This is a genomic window from Inquilinus limosus MP06 (genome assembly GCF_000767795.1).
GTDB lineage: Bacteria > Pseudomonadota > Alphaproteobacteria > DSM-16000 > Inquilinaceae > Inquilinus > Inquilinus limosus_E.
Window position 1 is genome coordinate 1 of sequence record NZ_JANX01000102.1, and the last position, 14,873, is coordinate 14,873.

Consider the following 14,873-nt stretch of genomic DNA (forward strand, 5'->3'; position numbering starts at 1 on the left):
ATCGAGACCGCCGGCCGCTTCGTGCTGAGCACCGACCTCGGCCAGGACCGGATCCATGTCTGGACCCTGGACGAGGCCGCCGGCGCCCTGCGCCCGGCCGACCCGCCCTTCTTCCCCGCCGCCTCGGCCGGCGCCGGGCCGCGCCACCTCGCCTTCCACCCGGACGGCCGCACCCTCTACACCACCTATGAGGAGGCGTCGCAGCTGGCGGTGCATGACTGGGACCCGGCGACCGGCCGCGCCAGCTTCCGGCAGCAGGTCGGGTCGCTGCCGCCGGGCTTCGCCGGGTCCAGCTTCGCCTCGGCACTGGCGGTCAGCCGCGACGGCCGCTTCCTCTATTCCGGCAACCGGCTGCACAACAGCATCGCCATCTTCGCCATCGAGCCCGGCGGCACGCTGCGCTGGCTGGACGCGGAATGGACCCGCGGCGACTACCCCAACCATGTGGCGCTGGACCCGACCGGCCGCTTCCTGTTCGCCTGCAACCGGCGCAGCGACAACGTCACCCTGTTCCGGGTCGACCGCGAATCCGGCCGGCTGGCCTTCACCGGCCGCTACCTGCCGATCGGCAGCCCGAACATGGTGGCGTTCCTGCCGGGGTGAGCGCCCGGGCCGATGAAGAATCGTCATCCCGTGCGCACTGAGGCGCGAAGCGCTGCTGCGCAGACACGGGATCCTCGATCCCAGCCTCGAAGAGATCCCGGTTCTGCGACGCACCACTTCGTGCTGCGCCGCGCCCGGGATGACGGGTTGATGAAGAATTCGCGGGAGCCGCGAGAGGCTTACCCCTGATAGATCGGCGCCCCCGACGGAGACCCGGTGGCGCCGCCGTCGACGAACAGGTCGACACCCTGGACGTAGCTCGACTCGTCTGAGGCCAGGAACAGCACCGTCCGTGCGATCTCCTCGGCCTGGCCGAAGCGGCCGGCCGGGATGCCGCGGCTGATGCGCTGCACCAGCGCCGCCCGGCCCTCCGGCGTCGGCGCCACGGCCGACCAGATGTCGGTGTCGGTGGCGCCGGGCGAGACCACGTTCACCCGGATGCCGCGCGGCGCCAGCTCCGACGCCAGCACCTTGCCCATCGACCGGATGCCGCCCTTGCTGGCGGCATAGGCCGACCAGCCGGCCGCGCCGAGCGCGCTGTGCACCGAGCTGGTGAGGATGATCGAGGCGCCGTCCCTCAGATGCGGCAGCGCCGCCTGGACGGTGAAGAACACGCCGGTCAGGTTGACACGGAGGATCTGCTCGAACTGCTCGAACGCGGTCTGGCCCAGCGGGGTGACGCCGCCGATGCCGGCATTGGCGAAGACGATGTCGAGCTTGCCGAAGCGCTCCGCCGCCTGCGCCGCCGCATGCTCCATTGCCGCGGCGTCGGCGGCGTCGGCCTGCAGCGCCAGCACGGCATCGCCCAGCTCGCGCGCCGCGGCGTCCAGCGTCTCGCGGTTGCGGCCGGTGATCGCCACCTTCGCGCCCTCGGCCACCAGCAGCCGGGCCGTCGCCAGGCCGATGCCGGCATTGCCGCCGGTGATCAGCGCGACCTTGTCCTGCACCCTCATCTCGATCTCCTGCGCCCCGATCGGCGACCATTTCGACACGACGACGATCCGGGCCGGCGGCGACGGCCGGCCGGGTCCATGTTTTGGATGATGTTCGTCATCTCATTGGGAAGATGATAAACATCATCCTGATTGTCAATGCGCGGCCGAGGAGGAATTCGCCATGGGCCATTCACGGCAGGAGAAGGCGGCCAGCCATGACCGCATCGTGCGCATCGCCGCCGGCCGATTCCGCGAGGCCGGGGTCGACGGCCTGAGCGTCGCCGGGCTGATGCAGGAGGCCGGGCTGACCCATGGCGGCTTCTACCGCCATTTCGGGTCGCGCGACGAGCTGGTGGCCGAGGCGCTGGACGAGGCCCTGGCCCAGAGCCGGGCGACCGTCGCCGCGGCGCGGGAGGCGGGCGCCGGCTACGACGCCATCGTCGCCGAATATCTGAGCCCGCGGCATCGCGACGCGCCGGGGGCGGGCTGCGCCGTGGCGGCCCTGGCGAGCGAGGTGGGGCGGCTGCAGGACAAGCCGCGCGAGGCCTTCACCCACCATATCGAGGCCAGCCTGGACGGGTTCCTGCGCCTGCTGCGGGAGACGAACCCGGCGGCGACCCGCGCCGACGCGCTGCTGGCCGTCACCGCCCTGGCCGGCGCCGTGGCCATCGCCCGCGGCGTCTCCGACCCGGCGCTGTCGGACGAGATCCTGCAGGGGGTGCGGGAGAAGCTGGCGGCGCTGGCCGGGCCGGATGCCTGAAGCCGGCGGCCACGCATCCTCATGGCCGCGCGACAGCGCTCGTGTCAGCATTGCGGACGCTTGATGTCGGAGGAGGCGCAGCATGGACCGCTTCACCGGCGGCTGCCTGTGCGGCGACGTCCGGATCGTGGCGTCGGGCCGGCCGTACCGGGTCGGCCTTTGCCACTGCCTCGACTGCCGCAAGCATCACGGGGCCCTGTTCCACGCCTTCGCGGTGTTCCCTCGGGATGCGGTGACGGTCGAGGGCGAAACCCGCGACTATGCCGGACGATTTTTCTGTCCGCGCTGCGGCTCGACCGTCTTCGCCCGCACGGGCGACGAGACGGAGGTCAACCTGGGGTCCCTGGATGCCCCTGACCAGCTGACGCCGACCTATGAGAACTGGGTCGTCCGTCGCGAATCCTGGTTGCCGCCGTTTCCGCTCAAGAGGCGATACGACCGAGACCGCGATGCCACGGGCCGCTTCGAGCCATGATCCGCCCGGCACGACGATTCTCGTGGTCAGTCCGGCACCACCGCCAGCACGTCGATCTCGAACAGCAGCCCGTCGCGGAACAGGCGCGACACCGGCAGCGTCGTGCTGGCCGGCGGAGCCGCGACATTGACGTAGCGATCGCGCACCTCGCGCAGGATCGGGAGCTGGGCAACGTCGGTCACGAACATGCCGAGGCGGACGACATGCTCGAAGCCGGTGCCGGCGGCGGACAGGCCGGCCTTGACGTTCTCGAAGGCCTGCGCGGCCTGCTCGGCGAAGCCCGGCCCCGCGATGGCGCCGTCCGGGCGGAGGCCGACCTGGCCGGCGAGCTGGACCAGCCGGGCGCCGGCCGGGATCAGCACGACCTGGGAATAGCCGTTCGGCGCCGGCATGGTGGCGGGGTTGAGGAAGGTCGGGGCATCGCTGGGCATCGTGGCCATCCTGCATGGGGAAGAACGGGCGGGACGATGCCCCCGCCGGGCCTGTCGAACCACGCAGCGCCCCGGCGCAGGTCATAAGCCAGGCTTATATCGAAGCATGCATCCGGTCACGGGCGGCGCGGTCGCGCAGCACCATGCCGGCCAGCTCGGCGCGGGAACGGATGCCGAGCTTCTCGTAGATCGCCTGGGTCTGGTTGCGGATGGTGGCGGGAGCCGAGCCCAGGGCCTGCGCCGCCTGCTTGTGCGTCGCCCCGGCGGCGAGCAGCAGCGCGACCTCGCGCTCGCGCCGGGTCAGGCGGTCGAGATCGGCGATGGCGCTGAGCCGCAGCCGCACCAGCCCGGACGCCCCGCCGGGCTCCGGCTCGCAGGAGACGACGATGCCCTCGCCCTTCAGCGTGGCGCGGCCGGGATGCTGCGCCAGCCGGCGCAGCGGGCCCGGCAGCCGCTCCCCGCTCCAGCCCGGCCAGACGGATTTCAGCAGCCCTTCCGAGGCCTCGAGCCCGAGATAGGCGAAGCCGGACGGGTCGACCAGCAGCGCCGCCCGGTCGGCGGCGGCGTCCCGCCGCTGCGACGCCTGCACCGCCAGGAAGATGTGGTCGACCGCGCCCTGCAGGAACTGCAGATCCTCGTCGTCCCACGCCGCGGGCCGGGCGTCGCCGCGATAGATCGAGGCGAAGAACACCGTGGTCCGGTTCGGCCGGCTGTGCATGGCGCTGGCCCATTTCCGGATGCGGTAGCGTTCCGCCAACTCGATCATCCCGTCGGTCTGCACCGGCTGGTCGCGGTCATAGGTGCGGACCCCGCCGGGCGTCTCGCGCAGGCTGCGGGCGACGAGGTCCTGGGTCTCGATCGTGGTCCAGAAGCGGGCGAAGTCGCCCGGCAGGTTCAGGGTGGAAGAGGCCTGGACGATCGTCCGCCCCGGCTCGAACCGGGCCCAGCCGTACCAGGCGCAGTCGAAGCCCAGGATCGCGCGCAGCCGGTCGAAGCCGTGGGCCGCGATGCTGCCGTCATTCTCCCGGCCGGCCCTGTGCAGGTCGGCGACGAACTGGGAGAACAGGGGCAGCTTCGTGTTCACGCGCGCCACTCCCGGGCGGTCTTCTGCCGGAAAGGCTAGCGTCGCCGCAAAGGTCCGACAAGCGCCCCGGCACGGGCCGGGCGACCGTTCCATAGTGCATCTGCATCATTCTGGGCCGCACCGTCCCGGCTAGACTCGGCCGATATCCGACAGGGAGGAGCGCAGGAATGGCGACGGGATGGCTGTGGCACGAACGGTTCGGCTGGCACGACACGGGGACCGCCGGCGGCTTCCTGAAGGGCGAGTTCATCCAGCCGCTGCAGCATCTGGAATCGCCGGAATCCAAGGCCCGCTTCGCGTCGCTGGTCGAGGTCTCCGGCATCGCCAGGGCGCTGAAGCGGATCGAGGTCGTCGCCGCGACCGAGGCGGACCTGCTGCGCATCCACACCCGCGACCACCTCGAGGCGATGCGGGAGCTGAGCCGCGACCCGCGCGGCGGCGACATGGGCGACGGCTCCTCCCCCTTCGGCTTCGGCGGGTTCGAGCTGGCCTGCCTGGCGGCCGGCGGCACCATCAGCGCGCTGCGCGCCGTGGTCGGCGGCGAGGTGCGCAACGCCTACGCCCTGGTGCGGCCGCCCGGCCACCATGCCCGGCCGGAGCGGGGCATGGGCTTCTGCATGTTCGCCAATGTCGCCGTGGCCATCGCCCATGCCCGGGCCGAGCTCGGCATCGGGCGGGTGGCGGTGGTCGACTGGGACGTCCACCACGGCAACGGCACCGAGGCCTGCTTCCAGACCGACCCCGATGTCCTGACCATCTCGCTGCACCAGGACGGCAACTTCCCGCCCGACACCGGCAAGGTGACCGACCGCGGCACCGGCGCCGGCGACGGGTCGGCGATCAACATCCCGCTGCCGGCGGGGTCGGGCGAGGGCGCCTATCTGCACGCCTTCGACCGGGTGGTGCTGCCGGCGATCGAGCGGTTCCGGCCGGAGCTGGTCATGGTCGCCAGCGGCTTCGATTCCAGCAATGCCGACCCGCTGGGGCGGATGCTGCTGGTCTCGACCTCCTACGCCGCCATGACGCGCCGGCTGATGCAGCTGGCCGACGCGGTCTGCGGCGGCCGGCTGGTGATCAGCCACGAGGGCGGCTATTCGCCCTTCTACGTGCCGTTCTGCGGCCTGGCGGTGGTGGAGACGCTGAGCGGCGTCAGCACCGGCGTCACCGACCCCTACCTGGCCGCCTGGGCCGGGCTGCCGGGGCAGGAGCTGCAGGACCACCAGAGGGCCCTGGTGGCGCAGGTGGCGGAGAGCTTCGGGCTGTAGCGCCGGCCTGGGGCCGGGATTTCACAAGAACAACCAAGACAGGGGGCGATGATGAACGGACCGAGAGCCGGCAAGGCGCGGGGCACGCTGCTGATCTGGATCAACCTGATCGTGGTGCTGTTCCCGCCGATCCACCTGGCCTTCGCGGCGGGCAACCTGGCGATGGCGCTGGCCTTCTTCCTGCTCAGCAGCCTGCTGCTCGCCGGCAGCGTGATCTATCTGAACCGCGCCAACCATGATGCCGGGGAGGAATAGGCGATGGACTTCCTCATCGGCTACGGCACGCTGGCGGTGTTCTTCATCGGCGTGATCCTGGTACTGGAGCGTACCCGCCGGGCCGCGGGCGGCGACTTCACCGACTACGCGGTCGCCGGCCGATCCTTCGGGTCCTGGTTCCAGGCCATGGCCTTCCTCAACACCTGGCTGCCCGGCACCATCTTCATCGCCTTCGCCGGCCTCGCCGCCTCGGCCGGGGTGATCGGCTACTACGTCGTCTCCTACTCCCTGCTCGCCGTGCTGTTCATGCTGTTCATGGCGCAGAAGGTGTTCGACTGGGGCCGGGCGTTCAACCTGCGCACCCAGGCCGATTTCGTCGGCATGCGCTACAACTCCAAGGCCGTGCGCGTGGTCGCGGCGCTGATCGGAGTGGTGGCCAGCTTCCCCTGGCTGATCCTGGGCTTCCAGTCGCTGGGGCTGGTGTTCTCGTACCTCTCCTTCGGCGCGGTGTCGCCGACGCTGGCGGTGTTCGCCGGCATCGCCGCTCTGGGCATCCGCCAGATCTGGACCGTGCGGCTGGGCATGCGCGGCATCGTCATCTCCGACATGGTGCAAGGCGTCTTCGCCTATGGCGTCGGCGGCCTCGTCGCGCTCGGCCTGATCGTCTGGCTGATGTCGCAGGGGCTGGGCTTCGCCGCGCTGCCGCCGGAATTCGCCGCCCTGCCCGGAGTCGGCAGCGGCCTCGGCCCGCTCTACTACCTCTCGATCGTCGCCACCGGGGCGCTGGGGGCCTGGTGCTGGCCCGACATCTTCGTCCGGCTGTTCACAGCCAAAAGCGCCCAGGCCGTGCGCAACTCCGCGGTCAAGGCGGCGCCGATCCTGCTGCTGTTCCTGGCCATCCTGCTGACCATGGCGATGCTGGCGCACCAGCTGCCCGAGGTCGCGGCCGCGCCGGACAATGTCTGGTTCCTGGCCGCGGCGCATGGCGGCCCCTTCGTCCTGGCCCTGGCAGGCACCGCCGTCTTCGCCGCCACGGCCGGCAACGTCAACGCCCTGACCGCGGCGATCGGCACCCACACGGCGCAGGACGTGATCCATATCGGCGGCGCGGACGAGGCGACGACCACCCGCACCGCCCGGGCGGCGATCGTGGCTGCGACCGTGCTGGCGGTGATCGGCGCGATCCTGACGGTGAACGTGACGGCCGGGCTGCTGACCCTGGCCCTGGCGTCCTATCAGGGCATCGTCCAGCTGGCGCCGGCCCTCTATCTCGGCATCTTCTGGCGCCGGGGCAACGCCGCGGCCGCGCTGGGCGGGATGCTGACCGGCTTCGCCACCGCCGTGGTGCTGCAGCTCCTCTACCCGGTGTCGATCGCCGCGCTGGGCGGCCTGACCTCCGGCGTCGTCGGTCTGGCCGTCAACACGCTGGTCTATGTCGCCCTGGCCTATGCCCTGCCGCAGGACGCGGCGGAGCGCGCCCGCATCGACCGGCTGTTCCGCGACCTCGGCGAGGCCGGGGCGGAGAGCGCTGCGGTGCCGGCCGGCGGCCTGGCCGCAGCGCCCGACTAGGGAAGCGGCGGGCGTCAGCCTCAGCCGTTGGCGCCCGCCTTCTCCGCCTCCTCCGGCGTCCGGGTGGTCAGCGACAGGGCGTGCACCCGGTCCTTCAGCTCGGCCGCCAGCAGGTCGTAGACCAGGCGCTGGCGCTCGACCCGCGACTTGCCGGCGAAGGCGGCGGACACGACCAGCACGCGGAAATGGCTCTCGCCGCGGCCGTCATGCCCGGCATGCCCCGCATGGCGGTGGCTGTCGTCGATGATCTCGATCTGGGCCGGGGCCAGCGCCTCCTCGATCTTGCGGCGCATGCGGTCGGCGATCTGCATCGGTCCTCTCCTCGATCCGGCCCCTGGCTGGCGGCACGGGGGTGATAGCAGAGGCGGCGCGGCGGCGGGAGACGGCCGCTCCATCATCCCAATAATCCCGTATGCCGCAAGCGCCGATGCTGCGACACGGCGTCAGGGCTGATGCCCGCCGCATCGTCTTGTCAGGCGTATGGCCCCTCCCCATACTCGCAGCATGGCCACCGCGAACCGCAGATACGACCGGGCATTCGAGGAGCCGGCGCCGGCAACGCGCCGTTGCGACCACCCGGGCTGCGCCGGCGCCGGGGAGTTCCGGGCGCCGAAATCGCGGCAGCATCTGAACGACTACTGGTGGTTCTGCCTGGAGCATGTGCGGGAGTACAACCGCACCTGGAACTATTATCAGGGCATGAGCGCGGACCAGATCGAGCGCGAAGCCCGGCGCGACACGGTATGGGACCGGCCGACCTGGCCGATGGGCTCCTGGCGGGCCGAGCAGCGGCTGCGCGCCAGGATCTATCAGAGCTTCGCCGAGGGCGCGGGCGACAACCCGTTCCATGCCGGGCGCGAGGCGCAGGAGGAGGCGAATCAGGGCCGCCCGCTGACCGAGCAGGAGAGCGCGATGAAGACGCTCGAGCTCGTTCCTCCCTTCGACCTGAAAACCCTCAAGGCCCGCTACAAGACCCTTGTCAAACTGCATCACCCGGACGCCAATGGCGGTAGCCGCGACGCCGAGGAGAAGTTCAAGACCATCAACCACGCCTACAGCGTGCTGAAGGCCGGCTTCGCCTCGTGAACGATACTCTGGAATTTGGACTTCGACTGGATCATGAGCGCTGACACCTCCACGACGCTGCCCGACATCAAGGTGTCCGTGCGGCAGACCTTCGGCATCGACAGCGACCTGCAGGTGCCCGCCTTCTCCGCCGCGACGCAGCACGTGCCCGAGGTCGACAGCGCCTACCGCTTCGACCGCGACACCACCATGGCCATCCTGGCCGGCTTCGCGCACAACCGCCGCGTCATGATCCAGGGCTATCACGGCACCGGCAAGTCGACCCATATCGAGCAGGTGGCGGCGCGGCTGAACTGGCCCTGCATCCGGGTGAACCTGGACAGCCACATCAGCCGCATCGACCTGGTCGGCAAGGACGCCATCGTGCTGCGCGACGGCAAGCAGGTGACCGAGTTCCGCGAGGGCATCCTGCCCTGGGCGCTGCAGAACCCCTGCGCCATCGTGTTCGACGAGTACGACGCCGGCCGGCCGGACGTGATGTTCGTGATCCAGCGCGTGCTGGAGGTCGAGGGCAAGCTGACCCTCCTGGACCAGAACCGGGTGATCCGCCCGCACCCGGCCTTCCGCATCTTCGCCACCGCCAACACCGTTGGCCTGGGCGACACCACCGGCCTGTATCACGGCACCCAGCAGATCAACCAGGGCCAGATGGACCGCTGGTCGATCGTCGCCACGCTGAACTACCTGCCGCATGACGCCGAGGTCGAGATCGTCCTCGCCAAGGTGCCGGATCTCGACAATGAGGAGGGCCGCGCCAAGGTCAACGCCATGGTCCGCCTGGCCGACCTGACCCGCGCCGGCTTCATCGGCGGCGACATCTCCACCGTCATGTCGCCGCGCACGGTGATCACCTGGGCCGAGAACTCCCGCATCTTCGGCGATGTCGGCTTCGCCTTCCGCCTGACCTTCCTGAACAAGTGCGACGAGGTCGAGCGCTCGACCGTGGCCGAGTACTACCAGCGCTGCTTCGGCACCGAGCTGCCGGAAAGCGGCGTCCGCGCCCATCTGGCGTGACGGTTGCATTTTGCTGTCATGCCCGGGCCCGACCCGGGCATCCAGAGACTGTCGAGACCCACTGGATTGCCGGGTCAAGCCCGGCAATGACAGACTGAGGAAAGAACGGCGAAAGCCGTAGAGACGAAGCAGGCGATGCCCCAGGACGACAGCCCGATCGAGGTGTTCAAGCGCGCCACCACGGCGACGGTGCGGGCCATTTCGGAGCGGCCCGACGTCACCGTGGCCTATTCCAGCGAGCCGGCCGGCGTCGCCGGCACCCGGGCCCGGCTGCCGCAGCCCTCGCGCCTCCTGACCTCGGCCGAGGTGGCGAAGGTGCGCGGCGCCGCCGACGCCGTGGCGCTGCGCCTGCGCCATCACAACGCCAAGCTGCACGCCGCCCGCATGCCGCCGGGCGAGGCCGCCCGCGCCGCCTTCGAGGCGCTGGAGCAGGCGCGCTGCGAGGCGATCGGATCCACCCAGATGGCCGGCGTCGCCGGCAACCTGGCGGCGGCGCTGGACGACCGCTTCAAGCGCCAGGGGCTGGACCGCGTCACCGAGCGCGAGCAGGTGCCGCTGGCCGAGGCGGTGCGCCTGGCCGCGCGCGAGGCGATGACCGGCGAGAAGCCGCCGCCGAACGCCCGCCACGCCGCCGATCTGTGGAAGTCCTGGCTGGAGAGCCGGATCGGCCGCTCGCTGCACGAGCTGGCCGACGCCATGGACGACCAGGAGGCCTATGCCCGCTGCGCCAAGCACCTGCTGTCCGAGCTCGACATCGATGTCGGCCAGGAGGACGAGACGCAGGAGGATGAAGAGGGCGAGGACGAGGACAAGTCCCAGGGCGAGCAGCCGGAGGAGCAGGGCCGCGAGGGCGAGCAGGTCAGCGCCGAGGCCGATGACAGCGACAGCGACCCGGAGAGCGGCGACGAGACCGACGCCGAGGGCGCCGAGCAGGAGGAGGCGTCGGAGGATTCCGACGAGTTCTCGACCGAGGACACCGAGGCGCCGGGCCAGCCCTGGCGCGACGACCAGACCGGCGCGCTCGACCCGAACGGCCTGAACTACAAGGCCTTCACCACCCAGTTCGACGAGATGGTGTCGGCCGAGGACCTGTGCGACGCCGACGAGCTGTCGCGGCTGCGCCTGATGCTGGACCAGCAGCTGCAGCACCTGCAGGGCGTGATCGCCAAGCTGGCCAACCGGCTGCAGCGCAAGCTGATGGCCAAGCAGACCCGGTCCTGGGACTTCGACCTGGAGGAGGGCATCCTCGACGCCGCCCGCCTGGCCCGCGTCGTCATCAACCCGCTGACGCCGCTGTCCTTCAAGATGGAGCAGGACACCGATTTCCGCGACACGGTGGTGACCCTGCTGATCGACAATTCCGGGTCGATGCGCGGCCGGCCGATCACCATCGCCGCGATCGCCGCCGACATCCTGGCGCGGACGCTGGAGCGCTGCGGCGTGAAGGTCGAGATCCTCGGCTTCACCACCCGCGCCTGGAAGGGCGGCATGGCGCGCGAGCGCTGGATCCAGCAGAGCAAGCCGCAGAATCCCGGCCGGCTGAACGACCTGCGCCACATCATCTACAAGGCCGCCGACGCGCCCTGGCGCCGGGCCCGCAAGAATCTGGGCCTGATGCTGCGCGAGGGCGTGCTGAAGGAGAACATCGACGGCGAGGCGCTGCTGTGGGCCCACAACCGCATCGTCGGCCGGCCGGAGCAGCGGCGCATCCTGATGGTGATCTCCGACGGCGCGCCGGTCGACGATTCGACGCTGTCGGTCAACCCCGGCAACTATCTCGAGCGGCACCTGAAGCAGGTGATCGAGTATGTCGAGCGCTGGTCGCCGGTGGAGCTGGTGGCTATCGGCATCGGCCATGACGTGACCCGCTACTACCGCCGCGCCGTCACCATCGTCGATGCCGAGCAGCTGGGCGGCACCATGATCGACAAGCTGGCCGAGCTGTTCGACGAGGAGCCGAAGAAGGCCGTCGCGATGCGCCGGGCGAGCTGAGCCGGCCCCCCAGGCGCAGCCGACAACACCACCGACACCGACTGTCGAGGCGGCCGCATCCGCGGCCGCCTTCGTCATGCCCGCCGCCCCGCCTTCGCCGTCGCACGTCCACACCGATGCCACAATAAAAGTGCTTATAATGGTGTCGGCAAAAACACTGTATGATCTTGCGGGAGAGGAAGACGCAGCATGGTTGCAGTGTCGACCTCATAAGATTTGGTTCTATTCCAGGAACGGGGCAGGCTCGACTATCGGCGTATTTTCCTGTCCTTAGGATATTTTGGAGCACAGGGATGCCGGCATGCCATGATCGACGTGAGAGCGACGCGCATGTGACGGTTCGCTGCGCCTCGACGCGCCGTTTCGGCGGGGCGGGCCGCGGCGACGGAGCGTCCGCGTGAGTGCGGGCGCGCAGGTGATCCTGCGGACCGTGCAGCGGATCTACGATGCCGCGATGGAGCCGCAGGACTGGCCGCACTGCCTGGATTCGGTGCGCGACCTGGTCGGCGGCTCGCATGCCGTGTTCACCACCACCACGGCCGACGGCGTCCAGCTCTCCACCTGCTCACGCATGGATGTGCGGCAGCACGGCGCCCGCTGCGACCGGATCCTGCACAGCGATTTCTGGGCCGAGCAGATGCGCCGGTTCCCGACCGGCGCCGCGCGCACCCAGTCCTCCCTGGTGCCGGTCCCGGATTATGAGCGGACGGATTTCTACCAGCAGCTGATCCGGCCGATCGGCGGCGGCCTGGCCGCCGTGGCGGTGCCGTGGCGCGGCCCGTCCAGCTGGACGGCCGTCCGCGTCTGCCGACCGCTGCATGAGCGCGATTTCGGCCCCGAGGAGCTGAACCGGCTGCAGGTGCTGGTGCCGCATCTGGCCAAGGCCGGCAAGCTGAACCGCCGCCTGGCCAGCGTCGACCCGCGCGCCACCGGCGCCCTGGCGGCGATCGACGCGCTGGGGCTGGGCCTGATCCTCTTGGACCGGCACGGCCGGCCGGCCTATCGCAACGAGCGGGCCGAGGCGATCATCGCCGCGCGCGACGGGCTGCTGGCCGACGCCTACGGCATCGCCACCACCCTGCCGGCCCAGACCCGGGCGCTGCACCAGGCGATCGCTGCGGCGATGCTGCTGGCCGGCGGCCCGGACAGCGCCGACGACGCGTTGACCCACGCCGCGGCCGCGATGCTGCGCATCCCGGTATCGCGGCGCCCGCCGAACGGGCCGCTGATCCTGACCGTGGTGCCGGCCCCGACGGCCGGCCGCGGCCCCGCCCCGGGCGAGCCGGGGGCGGTGGCGGTGCTGATCTCCGACCCCGACCGCCGCAGCCGCATCGACACCGCCGGCCTGGCCAGCGCCTATGGCCTGACCCGGCGCGAATCCGACCTGGCGGCGCTGATCGCCGACGGCTTCGGCCCGGCCGAGGCGGCGGAGAGCCTGGGCATCTCCATCGGCACCGCCCGACACTATCTGAAGCAGGTGTTCGAGAAGACCGAGACGCACCGCCAGGCCGAGCTGGTGCGCCTGCTGCTGCACAGCTTCATCGCCCCCGATTCCGGCGCCGCGGCCGGCCGCTGAGCCGACCGGGCGGCTTGACCGGGCGGCCCGGATCGGGCCTGCTGCGCCTCCCCGATTCAGGAGGCGCCCGATGTCGGCACCCGTTCTGGAGACCGCCCGGCTGATCCTGCGCCCGACCCGGGCCGAGGATTTCGAAGACTGGGCCGAGTTCATGGCCGATCCGGAGGCCACTCGATTCCTCGGCGGCGTCCAGCTGCGCACCGTGACCTGGCGCATGTTCCTGGTGACCGCCGGCGCCTGGGCGATGCAGGGCTACTCCATGTTCTCGGTGATCGAGAAGGCGACCGGCCGCTGGATCGGCCGGCTCGGCCCCTGGCAGCCGGAGGGCTGGCCGGGCACCGAAATCGGCTGGGGGCTGAGCCGCGCCGCCTGGGGCAAGGGCTATGCCACCGAGGGCGCCGAGGCGGCGATCGACTGGGCTTTCGACCATCTCGGCTGGACCGAGGTGATCCACTGCATCGCGCCGGACAACGAGCCGTCCAAGGCGGTGGCGCGCCGGCTCGGCTCGCGCTTCCGCGGCCTCGGCCGGCTGCCGGCGCCGATCGACACCGAGGTCGAGATCTGGGGCCAGACTCGCGCGGAATGGCGCGGCCGCGCCGCGGCAGGCCGGCCGTGACCATCGCGATCCGAGCGGGCCGGCCGGACGATCATCCGGCCCTGCTGGACATCTGGCTGCGCGCCGTGCGCGCCACCCACGGCTTCCTGACCGAGGACCGGATCCAGGCCCTGCTGCCGCTGCTGCGCGACCGGTATCTGGCGGCGGTGGAGCTGTGGGTCGCCGCCGGCGCGGACGGGGCGCCCGAGGGCTTCATGGGTCTCGACGGGTCCAAGGCCGAGATGCTGTTCGTCGACCCGGACCGGCACGGCCGCGGCACCGGCCGGGCGCTGCTGGCCCATGCCGCGGCGCTGAAGGGCGACCTGACCCTCGACGTCAACGAGCAGAATCCGGGCGCCCTGGCCTTCTACCGCAGATGCGGCTTCCGCCAGACCGGCCGGTCGCCGCTGGACGGCCAGGGCCAGCCTTTCCCGCTGATCCATATGACCTCGGCGCCTCCCGAACGCTAAGGCGGCGCGACCGGCTTGCTGAGGCGCCGGATGGTCGGCGCGAAGCCGGCCGCCTCGTAGCAGGCGACCGCTCCGGCATTGAACTCCCAGACGGCGAGCTCGAGGCTGGCGAGGCTGCGGCCGCGCGCCCAGTCCTCGGCCCGGCGCAGCAGCAGCCCGGCGACGCCGCGGCGGCGATGGCCGGGCATCACCACCAGGTTGTCGATCTCGGCGATGCGCCGCTCCGGCCGCACCGGGTTGGCCGGGATCGTCTTCTCGACCAGGGTGGCGAGGCCGGCCAGGGCGGCGCCGTCATCGGCGACCAGGATGGCGCTGTCCGGCCCGGCGATCAGGCCGGCGATCAGCTCCGGGCTGCGCGCCGGCCCCTCCGGCGCGACGAACACGTCCGGCCGGGCCTCGCGGTGGAAGCGGTCGAGCTCGGCGAATAGGACGCAGAGGGCGGCGTGCTCCTCCGGCCGGGCCGGGCGGATGATGATGGATTCGGGCGGCATCGGGAGATCTCCTGGTGGCGCCGCACGGCCCCGGAGACCCACATGAAAATGCCGCCGGAACCGGCGGCATGGGATGGGCATGAAATGTCGTCCCGCCGCCCTAGAGGAGCGGGGCACCGTATCGCGGGGCGGGGCGCGGGCGACGAACCATGCCGGCAGGCTATCGGCAGGCCGGGCCGCGGTCAATCACCCCGCCAGGCGGCCAGCGCCTTGGCGATGGCGGCGGCCGTCTGGTCCGGGGTCAGGCCGGCATTGTCGAGGACGAGATTCGAGAAGGCCGGGCCGGCATAGCCCTCCGCATACATCTCGAC

General features: G+C 71.1%; 17 protein-coding genes. 12 read left to right on the plus strand and 5 right to left on the minus strand.

All coding sequences use genetic code 11. The features are described from left to right. On the plus strand, positions 1 to 603 hold a 603-nt coding region (locus P409_RS10890), incomplete at its 5' end, for a lactonase family protein (protein ID WP_034835413.1). A 179-nt stretch (positions 604 to 782) separates the two neighbouring features. On the opposite strand, the gene P409_RS10895 is transcribed toward P409_RS10890, so the two are convergent. Next, positions 783 to 1,595 (minus strand): SDR family NAD(P)-dependent oxidoreductase, encoded by an 813-nt coding sequence (locus tag P409_RS10895; RefSeq protein ID WP_202964632.1) that lies wholly within the window; start codon positions 1,593 to 1,595, stop codon positions 783 to 785. A 124-nt stretch (positions 1,596 to 1,719) separates the two neighbouring features. Between P409_RS10895 and P409_RS10900 the strand changes: the two genes are divergently transcribed. After that, positions 1,720 to 2,298 carry a TetR/AcrR family transcriptional regulator gene (locus P409_RS10900; protein WP_034835416.1) on the plus strand — a complete coding sequence of 193 codons (579 nt, stop codon included), beginning with the start codon at positions 1,720 to 1,722 and terminating at the stop codon, positions 2,296 to 2,298. A gap of 82 nt (positions 2,299 to 2,380) precedes the next feature. Beyond that, a complete protein-coding gene (locus P409_RS10905; RefSeq protein WP_034835418.1) occupies positions 2,381 to 2,773 on the plus strand; it encodes a GFA family protein in 393 nt (130 codons plus the stop codon). Positions 2,774 to 2,799: 26 nt separating this feature from the next. Here P409_RS10905 and P409_RS10910 read toward each other — a convergent pair whose 3' ends face one another. Together P409_RS10910 and P409_RS36175 are read right to left on the minus strand one after the other, a co-directional pair. Continuing rightward, positions 2,800 to 3,204 carry a RidA family protein gene (locus tag P409_RS10910; protein WP_034835420.1) on the minus strand — a complete coding sequence of 135 codons (405 nt, stop codon included), beginning with the start codon at positions 3,202 to 3,204 and terminating at the stop codon, positions 2,800 to 2,802. Positions 3,205 to 3,298: 94 nt separating this feature from the next. After that, the gene (locus P409_RS36175; RefSeq protein ID WP_052120380.1) at positions 3,299 to 4,288 is read right to left on the minus strand and encodes a response regulator transcription factor; all 990 of its coding nucleotides are present in this window, start codon (positions 4,286 to 4,288) and stop codon (positions 3,299 to 3,301) included. A gap of 167 nt (positions 4,289 to 4,455) precedes the next feature. Between P409_RS36175 and P409_RS10920 the strand changes: the two genes are divergently transcribed. The 3 genes from P409_RS10920 to P409_RS10930 are packed head-to-tail and all read left to right on the plus strand — an operon-like array spanning position 4,456 to position 7,338. After that, a complete protein-coding gene (locus tag P409_RS10920; protein WP_034835422.1) occupies positions 4,456 to 5,553 on the plus strand; it encodes a class II histone deacetylase in 1,098 nt (365 codons plus the stop codon). A gap of 51 nt (positions 5,554 to 5,604) precedes the next feature. Further along, positions 5,605 to 5,808 carry a hypothetical protein gene (locus P409_RS10925; protein ID WP_152613328.1) on the plus strand — a complete coding sequence of 68 codons (204 nt, stop codon included), beginning with the start codon at positions 5,605 to 5,607 and terminating at the stop codon, positions 5,806 to 5,808. Positions 5,809 to 5,811: 3 nt separating this feature from the next. After that, positions 5,812 to 7,338 carry a sodium:solute symporter family protein gene (locus P409_RS10930; protein WP_052120382.1) on the plus strand — a complete coding sequence of 509 codons (1,527 nt, stop codon included), beginning with the start codon at positions 5,812 to 5,814 and terminating at the stop codon, positions 7,336 to 7,338. 20 nt (positions 7,339 to 7,358) lie between these two features. On the opposite strand, the gene P409_RS10935 is transcribed toward P409_RS10930, so the two are convergent. Beyond that, complete coding sequence (locus P409_RS10935; RefSeq protein WP_034835427.1) at positions 7,359 to 7,649, minus strand: BolA family protein; 291 nt, start codon at positions 7,647 to 7,649, stop codon at positions 7,359 to 7,361. A gap of 193 nt (positions 7,650 to 7,842) precedes the next feature. On the opposite strand from P409_RS10935, the gene P409_RS10940 reads away from it, so the two are divergent. From P409_RS10940 to P409_RS10965, 6 genes are all read left to right on the plus strand, one after another. After that, complete coding sequence (locus P409_RS10940) at positions 7,843 to 8,424, plus strand: J domain-containing protein (RefSeq protein ID WP_034835430.1); 582 nt, start codon at positions 7,843 to 7,845, stop codon at positions 8,422 to 8,424. Between the two features lie 33 nt (positions 8,425 to 8,457). Continuing rightward, the gene (gene cobS, locus P409_RS10945; protein ID WP_034835444.1) at positions 8,458 to 9,438 is read left to right on the plus strand and encodes a cobaltochelatase subunit CobS; all 981 of its coding nucleotides are present in this window, start codon (positions 8,458 to 8,460) and stop codon (positions 9,436 to 9,438) included. A gap of 135 nt (positions 9,439 to 9,573) precedes the next feature. Continuing rightward, positions 9,574 to 11,430 (plus strand): cobaltochelatase subunit CobT, encoded by a 1,857-nt coding sequence (gene cobT / locus P409_RS10950; RefSeq protein ID WP_034835433.1) that lies wholly within the window; start codon positions 9,574 to 9,576, stop codon positions 11,428 to 11,430. Between the two features lie 397 nt (positions 11,431 to 11,827). Next, positions 11,828 to 13,006 carry a helix-turn-helix transcriptional regulator gene (locus tag P409_RS10955; protein ID WP_034835435.1) on the plus strand — a complete coding sequence of 393 codons (1,179 nt, stop codon included), beginning with the start codon at positions 11,828 to 11,830 and terminating at the stop codon, positions 13,004 to 13,006. 70 nt (positions 13,007 to 13,076) lie between these two features. Beyond that, positions 13,077 to 13,622 (plus strand): GNAT family N-acetyltransferase, encoded by a 546-nt coding sequence (locus tag P409_RS10960; protein WP_034835437.1) that lies wholly within the window; start codon positions 13,077 to 13,079, stop codon positions 13,620 to 13,622. Then, a complete protein-coding gene (locus P409_RS10965; RefSeq protein ID WP_238578648.1) occupies positions 13,619 to 14,071 on the plus strand; it encodes an acetyltransferase in 453 nt (150 codons plus the stop codon). The genes P409_RS10960 and P409_RS10965 overlap by 4 nt, the downstream gene beginning before the upstream one ends. Here P409_RS10965 and P409_RS10970 read toward each other — a convergent pair. Next, a complete protein-coding gene (locus tag P409_RS10970) occupies positions 14,068 to 14,562 on the minus strand; it encodes a GNAT family N-acetyltransferase (protein ID WP_034835439.1) in 495 nt (164 codons plus the stop codon). The genes P409_RS10965 and P409_RS10970 overlap by 4 nt on opposite strands. Positions 14,563 to 14,873: the final 311 nt, after the last annotated feature.